At 55.3% G+C, this 25,346-nt stretch carries 20 protein-coding genes; 9 read left to right on the top strand and 11 right to left on the bottom strand.

Features of this window, described 5'->3' with window-relative positions:
- The first annotated feature begins 192 nt into the window (after positions 1-192).
- Both bssS and solA read left to right on the top strand, forming a co-directional pair.
- The gene (bssS, locus tag EC836_RS10200) at positions 193-450 is read left to right on the top strand and encodes a biofilm formation regulator BssS (protein WP_123332674.1); all 258 of its coding nucleotides are present in this window, start codon (positions 193-195) and stop codon (positions 448-450) included.
- 108 nt (positions 451-558) lie between these two features.
- Positions 559-1,674 (top strand): N-methyl-L-tryptophan oxidase, encoded by a 1,116-nt coding sequence (gene solA, locus EC836_RS10195; protein WP_123332672.1) that lies wholly within the window; start codon positions 559-561, stop codon positions 1,672-1,674.
- Positions 1,675-1,776: 102 nt separating this feature from the next.
- Here solA and proP read toward each other — a convergent pair whose 3' ends face one another.
- Entirely contained in the window at positions 1,777-3,255 is a 1,479-nt protein-coding gene (proP, locus tag EC836_RS10190; RefSeq protein ID WP_123332670.1) for a glycine betaine/L-proline transporter ProP, read from the bottom strand.
- A 594-nt stretch (positions 3,256-3,849) separates the two neighbouring features.
- Here proP and EC836_RS10185 point away from each other — a divergent pair.
- Positions 3,850-4,404 carry a cytochrome b gene (locus EC836_RS10185; RefSeq protein ID WP_123332668.1) on the top strand — a complete coding sequence of 185 codons (555 nt, stop codon included), beginning with the start codon at positions 3,850-3,852 and terminating at the stop codon, positions 4,402-4,404.
- 21 nt (positions 4,405-4,425) lie between these two features.
- A complete protein-coding gene (locus tag EC836_RS10180; protein ID WP_123332666.1) occupies positions 4,426-5,001 on the top strand; it encodes a YceI family protein in 576 nt (191 codons plus the stop codon).
- Positions 5,002-5,050: 49 nt separating this feature from the next.
- Here the strand turns inward: EC836_RS10180 and EC836_RS10175 are convergent, their stop codons facing one another.
- Positions 5,051-6,097 carry a rhodanese-related sulfurtransferase gene (locus tag EC836_RS10175; protein WP_123332664.1) on the bottom strand — a complete coding sequence of 349 codons (1,047 nt, stop codon included), beginning with the start codon at positions 6,095-6,097 and terminating at the stop codon, positions 5,051-5,053.
- 444 nt (positions 6,098-6,541) lie between these two features.
- On the opposite strand from EC836_RS10175, the gene EC836_RS10170 reads away from it, so the two are divergent.
- A complete protein-coding gene (locus EC836_RS10170) occupies positions 6,542-7,462 on the top strand; it encodes a Kdo(2)-lipid IV(A) acyltransferase (RefSeq protein WP_123332662.1) in 921 nt (306 codons plus the stop codon).
- 60 nt (positions 7,463-7,522) lie between these two features.
- Here EC836_RS10170 and EC836_RS10165 read toward each other — a convergent pair whose 3' ends face one another.
- Positions 7,523-8,872 (bottom strand): carbohydrate porin, encoded by a 1,350-nt coding sequence (locus EC836_RS10165; RefSeq protein WP_123332660.1) that lies wholly within the window; start codon positions 8,870-8,872, stop codon positions 7,523-7,525.
- Between the two features lie 303 nt (positions 8,873-9,175).
- Between EC836_RS10165 and EC836_RS10160 the strand changes: the two genes are divergently transcribed.
- On the top strand, positions 9,176-9,574 hold the full coding sequence (locus tag EC836_RS10160; RefSeq protein ID WP_123332658.1) for a MysB family protein: 399 nt from the start codon (positions 9,176-9,178) through the stop codon (positions 9,572-9,574).
- 27 nt (positions 9,575-9,601) lie between these two features.
- Here the strand turns inward: EC836_RS10160 and EC836_RS10155 are convergent, their stop codons facing one another.
- The 3 genes from EC836_RS10155 to EC836_RS10145 form a co-directional block, all read right to left on the bottom strand.
- Complete coding sequence (locus EC836_RS10155; RefSeq protein WP_370347342.1) at positions 9,602-9,835, bottom strand: YceK/YidQ family lipoprotein; 234 nt, start codon at positions 9,833-9,835, stop codon at positions 9,602-9,604.
- A 155-nt stretch (positions 9,836-9,990) separates the two neighbouring features.
- On the bottom strand, positions 9,991-12,552 hold the full coding sequence (gene mdoH / locus EC836_RS10150) for a glucans biosynthesis glucosyltransferase MdoH (protein ID WP_123332654.1): 2,562 nt from the start codon (positions 12,550-12,552) through the stop codon (positions 9,991-9,993).
- Positions 12,545-14,098: a glucan biosynthesis protein G gene (locus EC836_RS10145; protein WP_233599255.1), complete on the bottom strand. Its 1,554-nt coding sequence runs from the start codon at positions 14,096-14,098 to the stop codon at positions 12,545-12,547. Before EC836_RS10145 ends, mdoH begins: the two co-directional genes overlap by 8 nt.
- 253 nt (positions 14,099-14,351) lie before the next feature.
- Here EC836_RS10145 and mdoC point away from each other — a divergent pair, with 253 nt between their 5' ends.
- Positions 14,352-15,476: a glucans biosynthesis protein MdoC gene (gene mdoC / locus EC836_RS10140; RefSeq protein WP_123332650.1), complete on the top strand. Its 1,125-nt coding sequence runs from the start codon at positions 14,352-14,354 to the stop codon at positions 15,474-15,476.
- Between the two features lie 24 nt (positions 15,477-15,500).
- Here mdoC and EC836_RS10135 read toward each other — a convergent pair whose 3' ends face one another.
- Complete coding sequence (locus EC836_RS10135; protein WP_123332648.1) at positions 15,501-16,967, bottom strand: phospholipase D family protein; 1,467 nt, start codon at positions 16,965-16,967, stop codon at positions 15,501-15,503.
- A gap of 124 nt (positions 16,968-17,091) precedes the next feature.
- On the opposite strand from EC836_RS10135, the gene EC836_RS10130 reads away from it, so the two are divergent.
- Positions 17,092-18,255: a beta-glucosidase gene (locus tag EC836_RS10130; protein ID WP_123332646.1), complete on the top strand. Its 1,164-nt coding sequence runs from the start codon at positions 17,092-17,094 to the stop codon at positions 18,253-18,255.
- On the opposite strand, the gene EC836_RS24830 is transcribed toward EC836_RS10130, so the two are convergent.
- A complete protein-coding gene (locus EC836_RS24830; RefSeq protein WP_199735106.1) occupies positions 18,237-18,410 on the bottom strand; it encodes a hypothetical protein in 174 nt (57 codons plus the stop codon). The two genes, EC836_RS10130 and EC836_RS24830, sit on opposite strands and share 19 nt — an antisense overlap.
- 756 nt (positions 18,411-19,166) lie before the next feature.
- Here EC836_RS24830 and EC836_RS10115 point away from each other — a divergent pair.
- Positions 19,167-21,176, top strand: coding sequence for a bifunctional diguanylate cyclase/phosphodiesterase (locus tag EC836_RS10115; protein ID WP_123332640.1), 2,010 nt, complete (start codon positions 19,167-19,169; stop codon positions 21,174-21,176).
- 42 nt (positions 21,177-21,218) lie between these two features.
- On the opposite strand, the gene EC836_RS10110 is transcribed toward EC836_RS10115, so the two are convergent.
- The 3 genes from EC836_RS10110 to EC836_RS10100 are packed head-to-tail and all read right to left on the bottom strand — an operon-like array spanning position 21,219 to position 25,323.
- Entirely contained in the window at positions 21,219-22,595 is a 1,377-nt protein-coding gene (locus tag EC836_RS10110) for an efflux transporter outer membrane subunit (protein WP_199735104.1), read from the bottom strand.
- Entirely contained in the window at positions 22,595-23,686 is a 1,092-nt protein-coding gene (locus EC836_RS10105) for an HlyD family secretion protein (RefSeq protein WP_123332636.1), read from the bottom strand. The genes EC836_RS10110 and EC836_RS10105 overlap by 1 nt, the downstream gene beginning before the upstream one ends.
- Positions 23,686-25,323 (bottom strand): MFS transporter, encoded by a 1,638-nt coding sequence (locus EC836_RS10100; RefSeq protein WP_123333163.1) that lies wholly within the window; start codon positions 25,321-25,323, stop codon positions 23,686-23,688. The genes EC836_RS10105 and EC836_RS10100 overlap by 1 nt, the downstream gene beginning before the upstream one ends.
- Positions 25,324-25,346: the final 23 nt, after the last annotated feature.

Here is a 25,346-nt window from a genome sequence, read left to right as displayed (position 1 = left end):
GAGGTGACTATTTTTCACCCACAATCGTACGATTAACGTTCAAATAACGTTTCAGCGTTTACCGTTCAAAAATATAATTCTGTCAGATCAAAAACTGCTGTTATAATTACAAAGCTGTAATAAAAGAAGCCGCATTGAACCTCGATAAATAACTTCGTTGTCATCATTAACACGAGTAAAAAGGGGGTTATAATGGACAGAACCAACAAAGATGTCATCCAGACACATCCCCTCATCGGGTGGGATATCAGTACAGTAGACAGTTACGATGCAATGATGATTCGCCTGCATTCCCTGTCCTCCAACGAGCAACCAAGTGATGAAGCCGAAGTGGGTCAGACCTATTGGCTGACAACCGATGTTGCTCGCCAGTTTATTTCCATTCTTGAAGCTGGCATTGCCAAGATCGAAGCGACCGATTACCAGGACCGCGATTACAAGAAGCACTGATCTGTACTCTGTTCGATACCGACAGGCACCCAATCGGGTGCCTTTTTCATGCCCGCAATAATTTGTTATTCTGCATGGAATAATGTTCCAACCAGAGGCCGGGTAAAAATGGTTTACGATTTAATTGTGGTAGGCAGTGGTTCCGTTGGCGCCGCCGCCGGATGGTATGCAACGCGTGCCGGACTGGAAGTACTGATGATTGACCGCGCCCATCCTCCCCACACGGCGGGAAGCCACCATGGCGAAACCCGCCTGATTCGCCATGCCTACGGTGAAGGCGCGCGCTATGTGCCGATGGTGCTCCGTGCCCAGCAGCTGTGGGACGAACTGGAGAATGACTGCGGTGAACAGATTATGCACCGCAGCGGCGTGCTGAACCTCGGCCCTGAAAATGCTGAGTTTATCCAGAACGTCATGAGCAGCGCGCGTGAGTTTAACCTTGATGTACAGACCCTGCGCGGCGATGAAATTACCGCTCGCTGGCCGCAAATTAACATACCTGAGGGCTATATTGGCGTATTCGAGCCGCGTTCCGGCTACCTGAAATCCGAACTCGCCATCAAACACTGCATTCGTCTGGCAAGAGAGGCGGGCTGCGGGCAACTGTTTAACTGCGAGGTCACCGCGATCGATGAGCAGGACGGCCTACAGACGGTCACCACGCCTGAAGGCGTGTATCAGGCTCGCAAACTGCTGCTGAGCGCCGGAACCTGGGTCAAAACGCTTTACCCGTCCCTGCCGGTGACGCCGGTACGTAAGGTGTTTGCCTGGCACCAGGCGGATGGACGCTATAGTGAGCAAAACAAATTCCCGGCGTTTACCGCAGAAATGCCGGACGGCATTCACTACTACGGATTCCCGGCTGATAACAACGCCATCAAAATTGGCAAGCACGAAGGCGGACAGCCGATTGATACGCCTGAGCAGCGCAGGCCGTTTGGCAGCGTGGCGGAGGACGGCAGCGAGCTGTTTGGCTTTTTACGCCAGTTTCTGCCGGGCGTTGGCGTTTGCCTGCGCGGCGAGTCCTGCACCTACGACAACTCGCCGGATGAGGATTTCATCATTGACACCTTCCCCGGCCAGCCGAACCGCTTAATGATTACCGGCTTAAGCGGGCACGGCTTTAAGTTCGTCAGCGTACTGGGTGAGATTGCTGCTCAGTTTGCCGCAGGGAAAAGCAGCGAGTTTGACTTATCGCCGTTCACCCTTTCCCGTTTTTCCTGAATAAAAGCGTCCACATCATGACGATAATGCCAGTCCATTAAGCAATCGACTGGCATGATTCAGATCTGAGCCACTCTTTTTCTCACCCTATTTCATTAACGATTATTTTTTCAGTTCGCCAGCCTGCGCCTTCTGGCTGCGCAGGCGCAGCTTGTTCACCAACCGGTGCGCCTCGGCACGGCTGCCTACCGACGGTGCCGAACCGCGAAGCGGTTTACGTGCCGTTTCACGCAGGGTAAAGACGGTAATAACACCAATCACCCCGGCGCCCATCAGATAGTATGCCGGCATCAGCAGGTTACCGGTTGTTTCCACCAGCCAGGTGGTGATCAGTGGTGTGGTGCCGCCAAACAGCGAAACCGAGATGTTAAAACCGATCGCCAGCGCACTGTAACGAACATCGGTGGCAAACAGCGCGGGCAGCGTCGCGGGCATGGAACCGCTAAAACAGGTATGCAGCGCACCGAGAATAATCAATCCGAGGAAGACCAGCAGCAGATTGCCGGTGCCGATTAACATCATGCAGGGGACCGCCAGCAGGATCAAACCCACCGCTCCGCCCCAGATAACCGGGCGTCGGCCAAGTCGGTCATTCCAGTGCCCCCAAAACAGCGTCAGCGGCATCATCACAAACATCACAACCAGAATCAGCAGCAGACTGCTTAATTCGCTCAATCCGAGGATGCCGGTGAGATAGCTCGGCATATACGACGTCAGCATGTAGTTTGAGACGTTAAACAGCAGCACCAGGCCAATACACTTCAGCATCTGTGCACGATATTTTTTCAACATGGCCCACAGTCCCAGCTGCGGCTTGCTGTGCTCAAGCTGCTCCTGTTTTTCCATATGTTTCTGAAACGCCGGGGTCTCTTCCAGCTTAAGCCGGATATAGAGACCAAACAGTCCCAGTGGGGCGGCGATAAAGAACGGAATTCGCCAGCCCCAGTCGAGCAGTGCCTGTTCCGACATCGCCGCCGTCAGGCAGGTCACCAGCCCCGCGCCCAGCAGGTAGCCACCCAGTGTGCCAAACTCCAACCAGCTGCCCATAAAGCCACGGCGCTCATCGGTGGAGTATTCCGCGATAAACGTCGCTGCTCCGCCATATTCCCCACCGGTAGAAAACCCCTGCAGTAAACGCGCCATCAACAGCAGCACTGGGGCATAGATGCCTATCGAGCCATAACCGGGGATCAGTCCGATACAGAATGTCCCTATCGACATCATGATCATGGTGAGCGCCAACACTTTCTGGCGGCCAATACGATCGCCGAGTGGGCCAAATACCAGCCCACCCAGCGGTCGAACCAGAAATGCCGCAGCAAACGCACCAAAGGTGGCTAGTAACTGTGCGGCAGGGCTACCGCCGGGAAAGAAGACTTTACCGATGGTCACTGCAAGATAGCTGTACACGCCAAAGTCAAACCACTCCATGGCGTTACCCAGTGCTGCCGCACCCACGGCACGTTTCAGCATGTCTTTATCAACGATGGTGATATCGTCAACGCTCAGCTCTTTTTTAACCGGCTTTTTATGCCAGAAGTGTTTTTTTGGCGGTGTATTTTGTTCGGATAAGTTGCTCATAGCGCTCCCTGTCACGCAGTGGATTGAGCAGCCTTATAGCTTTCGTCGCCAGATCGAATCGGAATAAATAAAGGGGAAGAAAGCTATAACGCAGCGAGATGTGAGATGACAATAAGCAGCGAATACCCATGGCACCCTTGCTTACGTATCTTTAATGTATACAAAATTCCGATATTTTTCAAATTAACCGCATTTTAAGCCATAAACTGCACATGGTGGGCTATCAATTACGACCTTAGCACCACTACCGTGAACTTTTGCACCATGATAATGATAAGCAACAGTAAATTATTAGCATGCCTAATCTGTTTCCATCAATACAGGCTGACAAAAAATGACATTAAGTTGACGATAACTTATAAAACAAACAAAAAAATAGAATATCCAGCCGCCATCAATAAATGATTAAAATTCAGACTTAAAGCCAATTCACTGTCATCAACCTGTCAATATCAACTGGTTTACTGAGTGTTAATCGCTTTTTATATTCAAATAATTTCACATAAATAATTATTTTGTTCTTTAGCGTAATTAGCGGTTGATTTTAACCTTTCACCTGGCCAGTCTTAACAAAAAAATGACATTCGGTGAATTATGCGGTGGAAAAATAGCGTTACCCGTTATGGCTCTCTGAGCATCAGTCTGCACTGGCTGGTGGCCATCGCCGTTTATGGCATGTTCGCCCTCGGGCTGTGGATGGTGACGCTCGGCTATTACGATACCTGGTATCACAAAGCGCCCGAGCTGCATAAAAGCATCGGTATGGTACTGTTCGCCGTGATGTTGATTCGCGTGGCGTGGCGTTTTATTTCCCCTCCGCCAAAGCCACTCAGCAGCTATTCCCCGCTCACCCGCTACGGCGCCATTGCAGCACATCTCCTGCTGTATGGCGTGCTGTTTGCCATTTTGTTTAGCGGCTATCTGATTTCTACCGCTGAAGGGAAACCGATTAATGTCTTCGGCACCGTCCCCGTGCCAGCTGCGTTTTCCGACCTCGGTGAGCAGGCGGATCTGGCGGGGGATATCCATCTCTGGCTGGCCTGGAGCGTGGTGGTGCTGTCCGTACTACACGGGCTTGCCGCGCTGAAGCACCACTTTATTGATAAAGATATTACGTTGAAACGGATGCTGGGTTCCCGCATCGATTAACCTTTGGAAAGGAGAAGTCTCGTGTTCAAAAATACAATTCTGGGATTAACCACCGCCGCATTGCTGATGACCGCCGGCACTGCTGCAGCGGCTGATTATAAAATTGATAAAGAAGGGCAGCACGCCTTCGTTCAGTTCCGTATTAAACATCTTGGTTATAGCTGGCTGTACGGCAGCTTTAAAGATTTCGACGGAGGTTTCACCTACGACCAGGCCGATCCCTCTAAAGACAAGGTCAACGTGACCATTAATACCGGCAGCGTGGACACCAATCACGCCGAGCGCGATAAGCACCTGCGCAGCGCCGACTTCCTGAACGCCGGTAAATTCCCGCAGGCGACCTTCACCTCCACCGGCGTGACGAAAAATGGCGATGCGCTGAACGTTGACGGTAATCTGACGCTGAACGGCGTGACGAAACCGGTGAAGCTGGAAGCGAAGCTGACCGGCGAAGGTAAGGATCCGTGGGGCGGCGAGCGTGCAGGCTTTGAGGCAACAGGCAAATTTGCGTTGAAGGATTTTAATATCAAATCCGATTTAGGCCCGGCTTCGCAGGAAGTGGAACTGATTATCTCCGTAGAGGGCGTGCGTCAGTAAGCCCGGAGGCCGCCACCTCCCCGTAGGAGAGGTGGCGCTTCACTGAAAATTACTCTTCAGGAATTTGCATCGTGGTGCTGAGCAGACCACGAGACTTGTTGAAGATTTTATTGCCATTCTCGCGCCCGGCTCGGCGGGAACGCTGCTCTTCCGGCGTTAGCGCCAGCTCTTCCATACACAGCGGGCTACAGCAGTGATGATATTTCTCTGCACAGCTCGGGCACTGAATAAACAGCAGATGGCATCCGTCGTTCAGGCAGTTAACGTGGGTATCGCACGGCGCACCGCACTGGTGACAGTTGGCGATGACATCTTCAGAAATACGCTCTCCCATCCGCTCGTCAAAGACAAAGTTTTTGCCCTTAAAACGCACCGGCAATCCCTGTTCACGCGCGCGACGCGCGTACTCAATGATGCCGCCTTCGATGTGATAGACATTTTCAAAACCGTTGTGGCGCATCCACGCACTGGCCTTTTCACAGCGAATGCCGCCGGTGCAGTACATGACGATTTTTTTCTCTTTGTCCTGCTGCAGCATATCCACGGCCATCGGCAGCTGATCGCGGAAGGTGTCCGCCGGGATCTCCAGCGCGTTGTCGAAGTGCCCCACTTCGTATTCGTAGTGATTACGCATATCCACGAAAACCGCGGTCGGATCGTCCAGCATGGCGTTCACTTCCGCCGCTTTCAGATACGCGCCAACGTCGCTGGCATCGAAGGTGTCGTCGGTAATACCATCGGCAACAATACGCTCGCGCACTTTAAGACGCAGCACCCAAAAAGATTTGCCGTCGTCGTCCAGCGCGATATTCATGCGCAGGTTATTCAGCTGTGCATGGAACGCGTACAGCATGGATTTCATGGTTTCATACTGGCTGGCCGGCACGCTGATCTGGGCGTTAATCCCCTCGGCGGCCACATAAACGCGGCCAAATACCTTCAGTTTGGTCAGCGCAACATAGAGCGCGTCGCGAAAGGCCTTTGGATCTTCAATATTGAAGTACTTATAGAAAGAAACTGTGGTACGCGGCTCGGTTTCAGCAAGCATGCGTGCCTTCAGCTCTTCATTGGAAACAAGGTTATGTAACACTGGCATGGTGTTCGTTCCTGAATTCTGAATGAGAGAAATTTTTGCGGCGCTATCATACCTGAATTATGCTGAAATGCACTGCCCGATATTGCCGGTTGCCTGCTGACTGATTGACTTTCCTTCACCGACTTTCTAAGCCTATTCAGTCGGATAAACTCTCCTGGTGGAAAATTCAGTACCAGGAAAAACTCGCTTACACGTGCTATGATTTTATCTACGCGGGAGTGGCGGAAGCCATTTTTGGACACCTGTTACGTTAATTGGTTAAGTATTCAGGGTGAGAACGTTTGTCAGTTTTCGACCCTCTTAGCGGAATGAGCGTCTGATTTGTCGTATAAAAATCACCCAAACAGGGCGTAATTTCCCGAGATATCTAAAAAATGGCACAATAGGCCATAAATAATCCTTTATGGAAAGGATAACATTCCCACTTTTACGATCTGGAAACTCATGACTCAGCTGCCTCAGTTTAGCCGTGCATTGCTGCATCCTCGTTATTGGTTTACCTGGTTGGGTATCACCCTACTTTATCTTTTGGTCCTGTTGCCTTACCCAGTGCTGTATTACATCGGATGCGGCCTTGGACGCCTCTCGATGCGCTTTCTTAAACGTCGCGTTACCGTCGCCAGACGGAATCTGGAACTGTGCTTTCCGGATATGCCCCTGGCGGAGCGTGAAGCCATGGTGGTGCGCAATTTTGAATCACTGGGTATGGGGTTGATTGAAACCGGTATGGCCTGGTTCTGGCCGGACTGGCGGGTAAGCCGCTGGTTTCAGGTGAGTGGCCTTGAGCACATCGCTAAAGCCGCAACCGACCAAAAAGGCGTGCTGCTGATCGGTATGCACTTCCTGACGCTGGAACTGGGCGCGCGCATTTTCGGCATTCATAACCCGGGGATCGGCGTTTATCGGCCGAACGACAATGCGCTGTTGGACTGGCTGCAGACCTGGGGCCGCATGCGCTCAAACAAAAGCATGCTCGACCGCAAAGATCTGAAGGGAATGATCCGTGCGCTGAAAAATGGCGACATTATCTGGTACGCACCGGACCACGATTACGGACCCAGAAGCAGCGTATTTGTGCCCTTTTTTGCCGTTGAACAGGCAGCCTCAACCAAAGGGAGCTATCTGTTAATCCGCAGCGGTAATCCCGCGGTGATCCCTTTCGTACCGCGCCGACTGCCCTCGGGTAAAGGCTATGAGATGGTTATCCTGCCGGAAGAGCGGGATATCCCCCTGGAAAATGAGCAGGCCACCGCCGCACGAATGAACAAGATTGTAGAACACGGCGTGCTGATGGCACCGGAGCAGTATATGTGGCTACACCGCCGTTTTAAAACCCGCCCGGACGGCCAGCCCTCGCTCTACTGATGCCGTAATGCCTGTCAGGCAACACCACGACCTGACAGGCACTTATCAAACCCTGGTGCTTTAGAACGTAATATCCCCGGCAATTCCCCCGACGAAGGCGTCCTGTACTTGATCAACACCGCCCGGTTTCGTAATCAGCTGTAGATTAGGCCGAAGGCTTAACCAGCGCGTGGCTTTCACATTGTAATAGACCTCATAGTTCCATTCCGAGCCCTGCTGCAGCGGCATGTAGGACATATCGTGATAGTCGCTGACGCCCTTCTGCTGGTTCTGTTCATTACGCATTTTCGCGTAGTCGTGGTTAACGTGAATACGCGCCATACCGACACCTATTTCATCCTTTGGACGCGCTTCAAACGGCCCGGCCCATGTCAGCGCCAGCGACTGATAGTTATCCAGCTTTGAGGTGCGGTGATCGTTCATGATGTACTGGAAGTTAATACCCAGACCGCGTGTGTTATCACCATCGGTCGCGGTCAGCCGCTGTTCGGCTAACAGATAGCCGCCATAGGCATGGTCGTTTTTACCGTATTTCCCATCATGCCAGCTGCTGTAATTACCACCGCGCGTTGAGCTGTAGTAGCCCCCCAGGCGATAGTTACCCTGCAGTTTGTCGGCGCCTAACTTCGGCTGCCAGCCAAGCTCGAACGGCACCAGATTTCCCTCGCCGTGACGCATATCGAAGCGGAAACCGTTGGCTTTGGTATTGTTTACCTTGTTCTGATTGTAGATACCGACCTGAAGATAGAGATCGTCCGGCAGGTTCATTTTGACCCTTCCCCCCCATTGCGAGACCGGGGCGTTAAACCAGCGGTCATTACGCCAGTGGCCGGGCTGGCCACTCCCCATGGCCCAGTTCTGAAACATTCCCAGTTTAGCGGTATCAAAGTCTTCGTTGGTCGTCACGCGCCCCAGTTTAACCTCCAGCCAGTTGTTAAACAGGCTTTGATTTAGCCAGAACTGCGTCAGCCGCAGATAATCGCCGCGCGCTGAGATGCCCTGCACGTTGGATAACCCGCCGGTGCGGGGATCGTTAAGGTAGGGCGTCAAATCCTGACCGGTGCGATTCGTCAACGTTAGCTGGAAAGTGCCGCCCTGCCAGCTTATTAGTTTGTCCAGATCCAGCGTGCTGCCCAAGGTCCACTGATCGGCATAGCGCATGGTCGTTGCCGTACGGTATCCCCCCGCCAGGTTAGCAGCGGACTGCATCGTATAGCCTAACTGGAAGTCAACGCCGTCATCCGCCAGGCGTTGGCGATATCCGGCCCAGTCACCCAGTAGCCAGGGAGAATCCAGAGAGAAAGGCGGCGTATCCGCCAGTGCGCTAAAGGAAACTAATGCCAGTCCCAGAGGCAGCAGCCCTGCGTTTTTCTTTTGCCGGGGTTTGCATATAGTTAAAATCCTTGCCATGTCCGTCATCCTTAAGAAGTCTGTGTTCGGGCGGCGGAGAATGAATCCGGCGGCCCGTCGGCACATCATTGTGCGCGGCGCTAATTAACCACTTCTCAGGCACTATCCTGTATTTAAATCGTGCGCTCGCCGGATAAACCGCACAGAGCCGCGAAGACATCAGGGGCTGCAGATGCAGACAGCAATAGCGCAACGCCATCATCCGCACATCCGGCAAAAATTTCCTCGCCGTCTCCTTGCATCTTGAGTAACAGCGACAACACTTAACGATGTTTTTACTTATATGCCAGCAAGGAGAAGTACATGACCCTTTATGCAACTCTGGAAGAAGCCATTGACGCCGCTCGTGAAGAGTATCTTGCCGCGAACCCTGACGTGGCGGAGGAAGAGGCTTCCGTAGAACAGTTTGCGATGCAGAAATATGTGATGCAGGATGGCGACATCATGTGGCAAGTGGAGTTTTTCACCAACGAAGGTGATGAAGGCGAGTGCCTGCCGCTGCGCAGTGGTGAAGCCGCACAGGCGATTTTTGACGGCGACTTCGATGAGATCGAACTGCGTCAGGAGTGGCTGGCGGAAAACACCCTGCACGAGTGGGATGAAGGTGAGTTTCAGCTGGTGCCGCCGGAAGGCACTGAAGAAGCCGATGCTGCCGCAGAGGAGTGGGAGGATGATAACAGCGAGTCCGACCGCTGGGCATAAATCCGCGCCGGGCCGCAGGGTGAGAATTTACTCGTAGGGCCCGTGCTTAGCATCTACCGGCAGCAGGAGCGTATCAACAACCAGCGAAAGCGGCAGGTCGATGATGGTCAGAAAGCGCCAGGGCGTATCCCTGACGTCCCACTGCACGCCCGGATAATACTGATTGCCGTGTCCCTGTCCGGGCACGGCGCGGCTGATAATACTGCCGCAACCGCTCAGCACCAGCACGCAAAGACCAACTACTACACTTCGTAAAAGCATACTCATCACATCGCACTTTAGGGTAAAAAACGCACTATTCTACCCGCAGTTTTCCATCACGCCATAGCCAGCAGTGAAAATTATGCGTAAATCCTCCGGCAGACAGACATAAAAAAGCCGGGACGCTGTCCCGGCTTAATGAAGATCCGCCCAGATTATGGCGCGGTGACGCTCAGCGGCTTCGCATTATTTAACGCCAGCGGATTAAGCGGCAGCGTGTGATAATGATCCAACCAGTCGTGATACTTGTCCGCATTCTGCCACAGACGGTAGTGCATCCGCGACAGCGTAACCGGGTCGCTCAGCAGCGCAAGGCGGCTGTCGCGATCCAGCTTAGCCGGTGACTGGCTCAGCGCCTGCTCGACGCGACGGTCACGAGCAAAGTCGAGGATATCGCTTTTCAGGTGACGTGAGGTCGCCATCGCACTGGCCAGGGCATTGAACGACGGATGGAACATCGCATGCATAAAGCCGTTATCCAGCGCACGCTCGCGGTTCAGTTCCACATAGCGGTCGGTATCCAACAGCTCCTGCGGCGGTTGATATTCTTCCGGGATCAGGAACAGTTTACCGCGCTTCGAGGCCTGCCCAAGCGTACGGCGGCTGGACCATACCGACACGAACGGCGACAGGATCAGCGAGAAGACAATCGGTGACAGCCACCAGAGGAAGTTCAGATCCAGCCAGCCCATACCCCCAGCCCATACCAGGCCGAGCAGCATCTGCGAACCGTGACGCTTGAAGGCTTCGCTCCACGGCGTGGCATCATCGTCACGCTGCGGTGAATTCCACACCACTTCCCAGCCGAGGAAGGCACTGACCACAAACACCGTATGGAACAGCATACGTACCGGTGCCAGCAGCACCGAGAACAGCATTTCCAGGAACAGCGAGGCCAGCACGCGCAGGGCACCGCCGTAAGGTTTCGCCCCTTTGCACCATACCAGCACCACGCTCAGCAGTTTCGGCAGGAACAACAGCACCAGCGTGGTCGAGAACAGCGCGATGGCCAGTTCAGGACGCCACTGCGGCCAGACCGGGAACAGCTGCCTCGGCTGCATAAAGTACTGCGGCTCAATCAGGGTGTGCACCACCTGCAGCGCCGTGGACAGCGCCAGGAACATAAACCACAGCGGCGCAGAGAGATAGGACATTACCCCGGTCAGGAACACCGCACGGTGTACCGGGTGCATGCCTTTCACCAGGAACAGACGGAAGTTCATCAGGTTACCGTGGCACCAGCGACGGTCACGCTTCAGTTCATCCAGCAGGTTTGGCGGCAGCTCTTCATAAGAACCCGGCAGATCGTAAGCAATCCACACGCCCCAGCCCGCACGACGCATCAGCGCGGCTTCAACGAAGTCATGGGACAGGATGGAGCCGGCAAATGAACCTTCGCCCGGCAGCGGCGCCAGCGCACAGTGCTCGATAAACGGTTTCACGCGAATAATGGCGTTATGACCCCAGTAGTGCGATTCACCCAACTGCCAGAAGTGCAGACCGGCGGTAAACAGCGGGCCGTAGACGCGAGTGGCAAACTGTTGGCAGCGTGCATACAGCGTATCCATTCCCGACGCCTTCGGCGAGGACTGGATAATGCCGGCATTCGGGTTCGCTTCCATCATCCGCACCAGGCCGTTCAGGCAGCCACCGCTCATCACGCTGTCGGCATCCAGTACCACCATATAGCTGTACTGGCTACCCCAGCGGCGGCAGAAGTCATCGATGTTACCGGATTTACGCTTCACACGGCGGCGGCGGCGACGATAGAAAATGCGCCCTTCTCCACCGACGTCACGCACCAGTTCCATCCAGGCCTTTTGCTCGGCCATACAGATGTCGGGATTGTAGCTGTCGCTGAGGATATACACGTCATAGTGCTGCTGTTCACCGGTACGAACGACCGACTCCCAGGTGGCACGCAGGCCGGCGAAGACGCGTTCCACATCCTCGTTGCAAATCGGCATAATCAGCGCGGTACGGTGTTCCGGGTTGATCGGCTCATCACCGGTCGTCTTGTAGGAAATACTGTACTTATCCTTGCCGATCAGCAGCTGCAGGAAGCCCATCAGCGCGGTCCAGAATCCTGCGGAAACCCAACAGAACAGGATGGCAAACAGGAACAGGATCCCGGTTTGCAGCACGTAAGGCAGGATCTGCAACAGCGACTGCTGCCAGTTCTGATTGATCATGTCCATCGGATCGATCAGCGCCCAGCCCTGGTAAGGCAGAATGGTCTTCATATACCAGGTGGCGATCACCGTCTGGAAAATGGTGAGGAACAGCAAAATATAGCGACGGATGGAACCGACATAGCGCCAGTTATCCTCACTTTTCTGCTCTTCTTTGGTGGCGTAGCGATGGGTGCTTTTGCGCCCGCGCAGCGAGTCCCAGGCCCGGGCAACCGGGTTGGTCCGCCACTCTTCGGGATACATTGAGGAGCGGGTATGCTCAGGCATCGCTTTCAACGTACTGCGGCCCAGCGCATCCTGGTCGAACTGGCGCCCCTCATCAACCGAATCGGGCCAGCTCATCTCAACGCGCGCTTTTACCGACTGCTGAGGTGCGTCGTCAGGACGGATCTCAGACGGCGCTTCACCCGCCAGCGTAAAGTGCAGCTGGCTGAAGCTTTCTTCACCACGCAGTTCCCCCTGGCGTTCAGGGGGAAGCGGCAGCGCGTCGATGTATTCAACGGGTATCACTGTAGACTTATTCATTGGCAGGCAGCTGGTAGCTCCAGGTTTCTGTCAGCGTCTTATCACCGTTAACCAGTGCAGCACGCATCTCAGTCGGCTGTTTATTGTCTTTCACGCGCAAACGCATCACCAGACGCCAGCCTTTAGTGACCGGGTTATAACGGACGCTGTTTTCCACCAGCTCACCGTTATTACCGATGCTCACCTGCGGCGTGACCGGTGTATCCTGCGCCAGCTTGCTCATTTCCGGGCCCATAAAGTCGACGATAAAGGCCACGGTGCCGTCCGGCTGGCGCACCAGATTAGACTGTTTCACGTCGCCGGTAGAGCGCAGCGTGTCTTTAACGTAGGCCGTTTCCGGTGAATGCAGCAGGCTTTCATCGCGCGTGAAGTGCAGGCGGTAGGAGAAGTTCATCTCTTTACCCGGCTCCGGCAGGCTTTCCGGGCTCCAGAACGCCACGATGTTATCGTTGGTTTCATCGGTGGTTGGAATTTCTACCAGCTCGACGCGGCCTTTGCCCCAGTCGCCTTTCGGCTCGATCCAGCCGCTTGGGCGCAGATCGTAACGATCGTCCAGATCCTGATACTGGCTGAAATCACGTCCGCGCTGCAGCAATCCAAACCCACGTGGGTTTTCCACGGTGAAGGTACTGACGGCGAGGTGGCGCGGGTTGTTCAGCGGACGCCAGATCCATTCACCGTTTCCGGCGTGAATCGACAGGCCGTTTGAATCGTGCAGCTCTTTACGGTAGTTGGTCACCGACGACGGCTGGTTAGCACCAAACAGGTACATGCTGGTTAGTGGCGCAACGCCCAGCTTGCCGACTTTATCGCGCAGATACACCTTAGAGGTGACGTCCACGGTACTGTCTTTACCCGGCGAGATCAGGAAGCGATAGGCCCCGGTCGCGCGCGGCGAGTCCAGCAGCGCATAGATAACCAGATGTTTATCCTGCGGCTTAGGGCGTTCAATCCAGTACTCTTTAAAGCGTGGGAACTCTTCACCGGATGGCAGCGCGGTATCAATCGCCAGGCCGCGTGCGGACAGACCGTACACCTGGCCTGCACCGATCACACGGAAATAGCTGGCGCCGAGGAAGCTGCTGATCTCGTCTTTCTTGTCTTTACTGTTCAGCGGATACAGCACTTTAAACCCGGCAAAACCAAGGTTCTTCAGGGTGTCCGGATCGTGCGGCACATTGCCGAAATTGAAATAGTCAGGTGAATATTTGATGGCGCGAACGCTGTTGGCGGTCACTTCATTGAGTTTGACCGGCAAATCGAAGTACATGCCCTGATGATAAAACTCAAGCTTGAAAGGCGTCTTCAGCTTACCCCAGTAAGCTTTGTCATGATTAAACTGAATCTGCTGATAGTCGGCATATTTCATATCGCGCAGCTGAGAAGGCAAATTACTCTTCGGCGCTTCGTAACCTTTTCCGGCCAGATCCTTTGCCTGTTTTGCAACGTCGTCAATGCTAAATGCCCATCCTGAATTGGCATACATTGCAAGCAAAACTGCTGCACCAACCCAACGTAGCTGCATAAGTTTTGGTTTATTGTTCATTTTAATCAGCACAACCCCCCCTTTACGGGTGCGAAAATCAATCCTAAACATCTTAATGGATAATTAAGCATTCCGACAGCCTGACCGCGTTTTTGTTCCACTATTCCGAACGCGCAAGCGCCGTAATCTCAAGTGGTTAGCGGATACAGATTCGACTGATAGTATACCTGCGTTTACTCTATTAAAGTAAGCATCAAGCTTTAGGCTGGCTCAGGGTGAACCAGTAATATAACGTGTTGAAAATTGGATAATTATGACTAAAAAATCACCACAACGAGAATATTTCTTAGATTCGATTCGCGCCTGGCTGATGTTATTGGGCGTACCCTTTCATCTTTCGCTAATTTATTCTTCACAAAACTGGTCAGTAAACAGTCCGGCCCCCTCAGAATGGCTGACGTTGCTGAACGAGTTTATCCATGCATTTCGCATGCAGGTGTTCTTTGTCATCTCGGGCTATTTCTCCTACATGCTGTTTCTGCGCTACTCCCCCGGGCACTGGCTGAAGGTGCGCGTTGAGCGCGTCGGTATCCCCATGCTGGCCGCCATTCCGCTGATTACCGTGCCTCAGTTCTTTATTCTGAAAGAGCTGACCAATAAGGTTGGCAACTGGAGTCAGATGACTCCCTATCAGAAGTACAATGCGCTGGTCTGGGATCTGATTTCGCACCTGTGGTTCCTGCTGGTGCTGCTGGTGCTGACCGTTGCCGGCTTCTGGCTTTTCCGACTGCTGCGCGACGGCAAGCGAGCAAAAGCAGACTATTCCGATCTGACATGGGGCAAATTAACCCTCGTCATCCTGTTTTGCGCATTGGGATGGGGGGCATTCCGCCGACTGATTCTGTTCGTGGCACCCCAGGTCACCGCCGATGGCCTGTTCAATATGGCGGTCATGCAGTCGTTGATGTACCTGCCCTTCTTCCTGCTCGGCGCGATGGCGTGGAAATATCCGGCCATTAAGGCCCTGTTCGTGAAGCCGAATCCGTGGACGTTTGCAGGTGCCGCGCTGGCATTTGCTGCCTATGTGGCAAATCTGAAGTGGAGTACGGGCGAAGGCTGGATGTACGAACTGGACGCGATCGCCTCGATGCTGATGGGACTGTGGATGGTCAACGTAGTGTTCTCCTTCGGCCACCGCATGCTGAATTCCCATTCGCCGCGCGTTACTTACCTGGTGAACTCCTCGCTGTTTATCTATCTGGTGCACCATCCGCTGACTATTCTGTACGGTATTTTCGTCGTGCCGCTAATTGGCAGCAGCACGCTGGGCTTCTTCGTTGGTTTGGTGATGGTGTTCGGCGTGGCATTTCTGCTGTATGAAATCCATTTGCGTATTCCGCTGCTGCGCTTCCTGTTTTCCGGCAAGTCCCAGCGCTAATGCTCCGGCCCGGCTTCAGCCGGGCTAAAGCAGCCATTCAATCGGCAGACGCCACACCAGCCTGACCAGCAGCCGCTGCATAAACCGCGTGCGTGGCTCATGTTTATGCACGATCTCTTCCGCCTGCCCCGGATATTCCACCCAGTTAACCTTACCCCAGTCATCCAGCCGCAGCGTCCATGCGTGTTCGCGCAGGTTAATCAACAGATTCTCATGGATGCGGTTCGCCAGTTCGCCGCTTTCGATCACCAGCCCCATTTCCGTATTCAGCACTGCCGAACGCGGATCGAAATTAAACGATCCAATAAACACCGTTTCCTGGTCCACGCTGAACGTTTTCGCATGCAGGCTGGAGCCGGAATTGCCGGTCAGGCCACGATCGTGTAGCACGCCGCCCGGCCGCGTGCTGGTCGGCTTCAGCTCATACAGCGCGATGCCGTGACGCAGCAGTTTTTTACGCCATTTCGCATAACCGGCGTGCACCACGGAAACATCGTTGGCCGCCAGGGAGTTGGTCAGAATGGCAATTTTCACCCCCTTGCGTACCAGCGCCAGCAGCTGGGCCACCCCGGCGCGGGTCGGGACAAAATAAGCAGAGATAATGTCCAGCCGCTGCTGCGGGCGGCCAATGATCGACAGTAAGCGCTGGGGCAAGAGATTTTTCGTTCTGGCTCGCCCCAACCCTTTGCGCGGGTCGTCACTGAGCAGACGAGTGCTGGCCCAGATAAACGGCAGCGTGCGGCTTTCCAGCCGGGTAATGAACGTGGATTCCTGCAGACGGGTGAAATAGTGCTTTACCTGCTCGTTTTCACGCCACGCTTCCGGCAGGCCAATATCCGCTTCCGAACCGGGATCCGTATCAACGACCGTACTAAACGGCGCGACGGAACGACACTGCCAGTAGCGGTCAAAATCCAGTTCAACCTCCCGGACCACGGGCCCTACGGCCAGCACATCCAGATCGGAAAACAGCGGCTCGTCACCGGCGCCAAAGTACTTATCGCCCACGTTGCGACCGCCAACGATGGTCGCCTCACCGTCTACGGTTAAGCTTTTATTGTGCATTCGGCGATTTAAACGCGCGAAGTCCGTGAGATAACCCAACAGACGCAGCGTGCGAAATGAAAATGGATTGAACAGGCGTACGTCAATATTTGGATGGCTGTTCAACGCACTGAGCGTCTTATCCAGCCCCAGCGTATTATTATCATCCAGCAGCAGCCGAACGCACACACCGCGCCGTGCGGCATCCAGCACGGCGCTGAACAGTAGCTGCCCGGACATATCGTTTTCCCAGATATAATATTGTATATCCAACGTTTTCTCTGCCATCGCAATCAGTAGATAGCGTGCGGCAAACGCATCCAGGCCTTCTGCCAGAGGATAAACACCGCTGTTCTGAGGGTGTCCTGAAACCAGCGGCCTGATGGCCTGGGCAAGGCGGGTAAAGCCGTCGACATCGGTTTGCTTTGAAACGGTCACTTCACTCATCTTCTGTCCTTTACGGCGTTACGGTCAATCATCGTTAGCGGCTTCCGTCATCCTCGGGCCCGATCGCTATCTTAGTCTAGACTTATCCCATCGTTCCGCTCAGTTCTGCAAGCAGGAGAGCATTATGTGTGATGACACCCACTCCTCAAGCTCCCGACATCATCCGCGGCTGTTTCAGAGTTTTTTCCAGGGCAGTTTCCCGTGTTCGAGCGCCTGCCGTTCACCCGGTAAGCGCGCCGATCTGATGATCAACAGCGGCCACGATACCTTACTGGATAAAGATTATGCACTGCTGGCGGAGCATCAGCTGCTGACCGCGCGCGACGGTGCTCGCTGGTATCTGATTGAAACGTCGCCGGGTGAATACTGCTGGGACAGCTTTCTGCCGCAGCTGCAGGCGGCAAAAAAACACCATATTCAGATGATCTGGGAACTGGCACATTTTGGCTGGCCGGACGGGCTGGATATCTGGCAGCCTGAATTTGTTGACCGCTTCGCGGCCTTCGCCACGGCATTCGCCCGCCTGCTGCGCGAGGAAGGGGAGATTCAACCGCTGATTTCACCGATGAATCAGATCTCATTCTGGTCCTGGGCCGGAGCTGAAATCGCCTGGTTTAACCCGTTCGAAACGGGCCGAGGGCGCGAGCTGAAGCAGCAGCTTGCTAAAGCCGCGATCGCGGCGATGCACGGTATACGTCATGAGCTGCCTGAAGCCCGGTTTGTGATTACCGATCCGCTGGTGCACGTTGCGGCATCCGGCTATTCCGGCGCGGCGAAAAGTGCAGCGCAGCAGCAGCACGAGGCACAGTTTGAAGTATGGGACTGGATCGGTGGCCGCAGCCTGCCGGAACTGGGTGGCCAGAAGGATTTACTGAATATTATTGGCCTGACCTGGTATCCCGATCATCAGTGGTTTCACAATGGCGATCCGCTGGAGCCGCATCACCCCGATTACCGCCCGCTTCACCGGCTGCTGCAGGACATCGGACAGCGCTATCAGCGCCCCATTCTGCTGGCGGAGACCGGTGCCGAAGCAGCCCGCTGCGCGGACTGGCTGAACCGGGTGTGTGATGAAGTCAGAACGGCACTCGATCTGGGGGTCGAAGTGGAAGGTATTTCGCTCTATCCGCTGGTTGACTACCCCAGCTGGGACGACGATCGTCGCTCACCGGCGGGGCTGTTTGGGTTGCCCGACGCTAACGGCAATCGAACAATCAACGAAGCCTGCGCGCTGGCGCTTCGCAGCCAGCAGATAAAACTAAAGCAGAATCAGGATCGGGAAGAGTAATGCAGCGAAGAGGGACAGGTTCGGGTGTCCAGCGGCTGTTCAGCGGGATACCGCACGTCTGAAAGCCAGGTCAGGGTAAACAGTACCGTAACAGTAATCAGCCCAGCGGTAAGCAGTCCGACCAACGCCAGTAATTTATCGTCTCTGGATTCCATGCAATCCTCAATCCTTTGGATAATCAACACGTCAGGATGCCGCCTGGAAAATCATGACATCAGTAACGTTATGGTGAGGACAAAGATTATAAGAGTAAAAGAGGTGACTGCAAGTACCACTATCGCAAATGGGGCATCATCAAGCGGTACCCGTGCGTGTTTTTCAGCTTCAGATTCGGAGCCAGATTCAGAACTTTTTTTCATGTTAAGCCGCAGCGTGTTAGCAAAACTGCCCTGTTCGATGACCAGAAACCTGTCCGAAATCCATTTCAAAAAATTTAAGAAAACGACCCTCTGAGTCAAGATCATCGGTCGTTAAATAAAGAATAATTAACCTGAAAAAATCATCAGCAGCCTGTTTTTATCAACCCAATCGCACCAGATACCGCTAAAACAAGTTAAAAAACAATGATAACATAGGGAATAAACATATTAACACGGCCAATCAGTTAACACTGGCCCGATTGGCTATAAGATATTCCTTTTTGTCATCACACCTGAACGTCGGCTAAGGTGACGAAACCAGGCACCTCAAAAAACATTAGCACAATTGATAAATACGGTGAATACCGTTGACCCTGAATTATTCGACCAATTTTAAGCAATTTAAGAGATAAAATAGGGAATTCTTTCAACAGGCTATTCGGGTGCTTCTTTTCTCGCCACCCCGATAGACTTGCATGAAAAAAGACTGAATAATGCTGGCGCTCATTCAACGGCATCGCCAAATTATCCTGCTGCGCGACCAGGTTTATCATGCATCGATATCGCCTTCCTGAAGACAGTTTTTTAATTTTTGAACAGATTATTGAACACAGTAGCAATGCGATTTTCATCGTCGACGGCGGCTTGATGCTGACCTTTGCCAACCATCCGGGTGAGCGGCTCTATCATCATCTGTTGGCAACCGGACAGCTGGCTAAAACGCTGACTGAGGACTGCGCGCAGCTCGATCTGTCCACGGGCAGCGTGCCTCTTTGGTTACGGACGCGCTGCGTCACCATCAGCGAACCTCAGGCCACGCCGGGCCAGCTGCTGATTGCCACGGATATTACCACCGAGGTGCAGGCACAGCGTGAAGAGTCGCTTTCACGCTGGCGTCTGGAACAGACGCTGGAGCTCACGGAAGAGGGATTCTGGTTATGGGATATCGCCAGCGGAATTATCTCCCATAATCAGGACTGGAACCGGCTTTTCGGCTTTGAAGATAAACGCCTCACGCATCATCAGGATGCGATGTTCAATCTGATCCACCCGGACGATCTCGCCGCCACCAAACAGCATTTCTTAAATCACCTCTCCGGCCAGACTCCCCTTTTTCACTGTGAATACCGCGTTGTCGACCCCGCTGGACGCCAGCGCTGGATCCTCAATCACGGCAAGGCGGTGCGCCACAGCGAGTCGGGCACGGTACTGGAAATGCTGGGCAAGGCGAAGGACATCACCGAGAAAAAGCGTCGCGAACGCGAGATGCTCCAGCTGGCCTGGCAGGATCCGTTAACTCAACTCGATAACCGCAACCGTTTTTACGACAAAATTGAGCAGGCACGCAGCCAGGCCGATCGCCAGCAGTTTTCCGCCCTGCTCTATCTTGACCTGACCCGCTTTAAAGAGGTGAACGACACGCTGGGCCACAACGCCGGCGACGAACTGCTGAAAATCATCGCCCAGCGCCTGCGTGGCACCCTGCGCAGCCACGATGCGCTTTCGCGTCTCGGCGGTGACGAATTTGCTGTTCTGGTCACCGACCTCGGCGACAGCTATCAGGACGCACGCGGTAAACTGACCGTTCTCGCCGAGCGCCTGCTGCAGAATCTGGAGCATGACGTCATCATCGACGATAACCAGCTTAATATCACCAGCAGCATCGGCATCTATCTTTATCGTCACGACCTTGCGCCCATCGCCGAAATGATGCACAAGGCCGATATGGCTCAGTACTACTCCAAAAAGAATCAGCGCAAGTGGATGTTCTGGTCAACACGCCTGCGTGAAGAACAGCGTCAGCGCGATACTATCGAAAACGGTTTACGGCGCGCGCTGAAAGAAGACGAATTTTTCCTTGAGTATCAGCCGCAGTTTTCCCGTTGCGGCAGCGTCACCTGCCTGGAAGCCCTGCTGCGCTGGCGCACGCCGGATGGTCGGCTGATCTCCCCGGCGACCTTTATCCCGGTAGCGGAAAACAGCGGGCTGATCCTTAACATCAGCGAATGGGTTCTGGAAAAAACCTGCGCGCAGCTGAAGCAGTGGCAGACCCAGCCCGGAATGGAAACGGTGCGCGTCTCGGTCAATATCAGCCCGCGCCAGCTCAAACGCAGTGATTTTATCCGTCAGACGCAGCGCATCGTGAGCCGCAGCGGTATCGATCCCCAACGGCTGAGTTTTGAAATCCTGGAGTCGGCGCTGGCCAGCGATATCGACGACGTTCAGCGAAAGCTCACCGCGCTGCGGGACATGCGGATTAATATCGCACTGGATAACTTTGGTACGGGCATGGCATCGCTGACCGGGCTGCGCAAGCTGGGGATCGGCGAGGTTAAAATCGATCGATCGTTTGTGATGGATATGGAGCGCAACCCGGATCATCTGATGGCGATCCGCGCGATGATCGCCATGTGCCAAGCGCTGGGGATCCATATTGTCGCCGAGGGCGTGGAAGAAGAAACGCAGTTTTCAGCCCTGTGCGACATGGGGTGTCATCGTTTTCAGGGCTGGTATTTTTCCCGCTCCCAGACCCCCGATCGGCTGGTCCATCTGTTTAGTTGACGCGTTCGGGGCTGAGATTCGGAACTGAGAACGGGCTGGACGTTACTGCTGCCAGCCGCCGCCCAGCGCGCGATAAAGGTCGATCTGCGCCAGCAGCAGGTTATTTTTCGCCTGCACCACGCTGAGCTGGGTGCTGAACAGCGTGCGCTGAGCATCCAGCTCGTCCAGATACGAGGCGTAGCCGTTGCGATAGCGATTGCTGGCAATCCGCAGCGCTTCACTTACCACCTGCTGTTGCTTTTCCAGTTCAACCAGCTGCTGCTGGTAGCGCGTAATCGCATCAAGATCGTCATTCACTTCACCAAATGCGCTGCGCACCACCTTTTCATAGGTGTAAAGTGCCTGATTGCGCGACGCCATTGAGACATCCACCTGCGCGGTTAACGCCTCACGGTTAAGCAGCGGGGCCAGCACGCTGCCGCCGATACTCCACAGGCGGAAAGGATTCGCCGCCAGCTCATGCAGAACGGAGCTTTGCAGCGTACCGCTGGCGGTCAGATTCAGCGACGGCAGCAGGCTGGCGCGTGAAGACTGTAGCGAGGCATCCGCCGCCAGCAGCTGGCGCTCGGCCTGCACGATATCCGGCCGCCGTTGCAGCAGCTGCGATGGCATCACCGCCGGCAGCGTTTGCGGTGCCAGATGATCGAAATGGTTCTGCCGCGCAATCTGGCGTGGATTCATACCGACCAGAATACTCAGCGCATTCTCCTGCTGGGCTATCTGGTGCTGCAACAGCGGTATCTGCGCTTTTGCCGTCTGATATTCCGACTCCGACTGCACCCACTCCAGCTTTGAGGTATAGCCGGTTTCGAACTGGCGCTGCGCCAGATTCAACGAGTTTTGCCGGGTTGCCAGCGTCGCTTCGGTGACGCGCAGCTGCTCATCCAGCGAAACCAACGTCATATAACCGGAAGCCACTGAACTGGCGATGGTCAGCTCCGCGGCGCTGGCGGCGGCCTGCTGTGCGGCCAGCGTGGCTTTCGCCGCATCGATGCTGCTGCTGCGTGCGCCCCAAAGGTCGACGTTATAGTTTGCCTGCAGCAATCCCTGGAATACCGAGTACTGATAAGGCTGCCCGGTAACGGCCGATATCGCACGGGCACGGGTCGCGGCCACACCGGCATCCAGCGTCGGGAAGTTGTCGCCCTGCGCACCGCGCAGCTGCGCGCGATACTGATCCACGCGCGAGCGGGCAATCAGGATATCCGGATTATTGCGCAGCGCCTGCTCCACCAGCTGATTGAGCTGCGGATCGCCAAAGGCCCGCCACCAGCTCGCCTCGACGGCGGCGCCCGGCCCGACCTGGCTGCGCCAGCCGTCAGGGATCGGCAGCGAGGCGGGGGCCTGGTCTACGTTTGTGGCGCACGCCGACAGCACCGACGCCAGCAGCACCGCCAGCAGGGCTTTTTGAGCGGACATCAGCGTTTCTCCCTGCCGTTATCATCCCCTGCCGTGTCAATGTTGACTTCCACCGACATGCCGGGACGCAGCTGCGTGGTATTCTCGCTGGTAATACGGATCCGCACCGGAATGCGCTGGGCGATTTTCACGAAGTTGCCGGTGGCGTTATCCGGTGAAATCGCGCTGAATTCGGAACCCGCCGCCGGGGAGATAAACTCCACCTCGCCGTCATAACGCGTGTTGTTCAGCGCGTCGACGGTAAAGCTCACCGGCAGCCCCGGACGGATGTGCGCCATCTGGGTTTCCTTCATATTGGCGATAATCCATTTCTGCTGCGGCACCACTGACGTCAGTCGGGTTCCGGCGATCACGTAGGCACCCTGACGCACCGAGATCTGACCCAGCTGGCCGTCATCCGGGGCAATAATACGGGTGTTATCCAGATCGATCTGCGCCAGCTCCAGCGCGGCCTGCGCGCTGGTGACGTCGGCCTCCAGCGAGGCGCGGTTAACGATAGTGGTCTGCAAATCCTGGCGGGAGACTTCCAGCGTGGCCTGTGCCTGCTGCACGTCCGCCTGCGTCTGGCTGTTGCTGGCGCGCGAGGCATCGCGTTCACGCAGCGACAGCGATCCATCCGCCACCAGATTTTCCACGCGCTTCAGATCCAGCCCGCCCTTCACCGCCTGAGCTTTGGCATTTTGCAAGGCGGCTTCATTACGCTTGATCACCGCCTCCGCGCTGCGCCGCTGCTGCTGGTTGTTCGCCAGAGCCGCTTTCTTCATCTCCAGCTGCGCCTGAGACTGATGCACGCGCTGGCGATAAATGCGATCGTCGATGGTCATTAGCAGTTCGCCGCGTTTTACCGGCTGCAAATCCAGCACCTTAACCGAGGTGACGTAGCCACTGACCTGCGGGCTGATAAAGGTGACCTGGCCGCGCACGTAGGCATTTTCCGTTGACTGCACCTGGCTGGTAAACGGCGGCAGCTGCCAGGCGTACAGGATCACCAGTACGCCGACGATGGCAATGCCCGATCCCAGAGCGATAGATAAAATTCGCAGCTTGTTGTTTCTCTGGCGCTCGGCCTGCTGCTGTTCCTGTTGGCTCATTATTTCCCCGTCGCGATCGTTGTCGCCGTTTGTTGCATTGCCCGCTGTTCAGCTTCCGCTTCTCGTTTTGCCTGCTGCCAGTTGAGATAGCGCAGGCGGGACAGCCGCCACAGCACCCAGAGTAAAGTGACGGCGGCAATCCCCGCCGTCAGAAGATAGACATCGTTATAGGCCAGGACGTTGGCCTGCAGAGTCGCCACGGTCTGTAGCTGCGTGGTACCCTGCGCGCTGGTGAGGATCGGATCGGTCAGCTGACTGCTGAACAGGCTGGAATACTGCGCAAGCCGTTCGGTCACGTTGGGATCGAGCAGCGAAAGCTGGTCGCCGAGCAGGCTGGAATGATATTTCTCCCGCCACGTCTGAAACGTCCCCAGCAGCGCCGATCCCATCAGTCCGCCAATGTTCTGACTCATGCCGAACAGCACCACAAAGCTCACCAGATTTTTGGGCTGGGTGACCACGCCCCCGACGCCCAGCAGCATCGCCGGTGCAATAAAGAAGGAGGTACTGAAGCCGAGCAGGAACTGGCTGAAATACATATTGTGCGCGCGCGTCAGCGGGCTGGACTGCGCATCCATCAGCGAGGCGACCATCACGATAATCAGAGAAACGACGATCGGCCAGCTGAGATGTTTCGGATTAATGGTCAGCGCACTGAAAACAATGCCGGCTGCAACGCCTGCCAGAATCGCCAGCGCCAGCCCCTGCATCTGATCGTTTAACAGCCCTATCGTTTGCAGATAGCCCACCGCACCGGTGTTCTGTTCGGCCAGCATAATACGCAGCAGGATCATCACGATCCCCAGACGGAAGATCGCCCCGCTGCCCAGCCAGCGCGTATTGATCAGCGGATTGCTGCGGTTGTGCTCCACCAGCACGGCCGCCGTCACCAGCACCAGGCCCAGCGCCGTGCAGACCCCCAGCCACGGCGTACTGGTCCACCATTCAATACGGCCCAGCGATAGCACGCCGCAAAACAGCGCCATCCCCGGAGCCATCAGGAAGAAGGTGAGGAAATCTTTTTTCTCAAACTCCCGGGTGCGCTCGCCCGGCGGCAGCTTGAGGATCAGCACCGCGCCCAGCGCCACCAGCGCCAGCCCCAGCTCAAACAGATACAGCCCGCGCCATTCCTCCAGCTGCAGCAGCTCGGTAGAGAACAGACGCGCCAGTGGGATTGCCAGCTGCGACGCACCCAGCCCGATAGCCAGCGCCTTCAGTCGGTGCTTCGCGGGCCAGGCCTGGATCTGGTAGTAAATACCCAGCGAGCTGAGCGCGGCCCCCACCATCCCGTGCGCCGCACGTACGATAATGGCCGAACTGAGGTCGTTAACCAGCAGATGGAAAAACGCCACCAGGACGTACAGCACCAGGAACGCTTCGGTAAACACACGCAGGCCAAACTGCTGGCGAAACTTCACCAGCAGTAGGTTGATGGAGATATTGCCCATCACGTACACCGCAGGCAGCCAGGCAATTTCATTGCTGTACGCGCCAAAAACGCCCTGCAGATTGGTCAGATTGGCGGTGACCAGCGCGTTGCTTAACGCGCCGGTAATGGAGATCAGCAGGCCGACAATGCCGAAGGCAATGCGCTTGTGCCCGGGATGCAGCGGCGTAGAGGGCGAACCGGGCAGCATCGGTTTTTCACCGGGGGCCCATT

Source organism: Erwinia sp. JUb26, assembly GCF_003751505.1.
Lineage (GTDB): Bacteria > Pseudomonadota > Gammaproteobacteria > Enterobacterales > Enterobacteriaceae > Erwinia.
The sequence above is the reverse complement of the archived record's forward strand: the minus strand, read 5'-3'. Positions and strand labels throughout refer to the sequence as shown.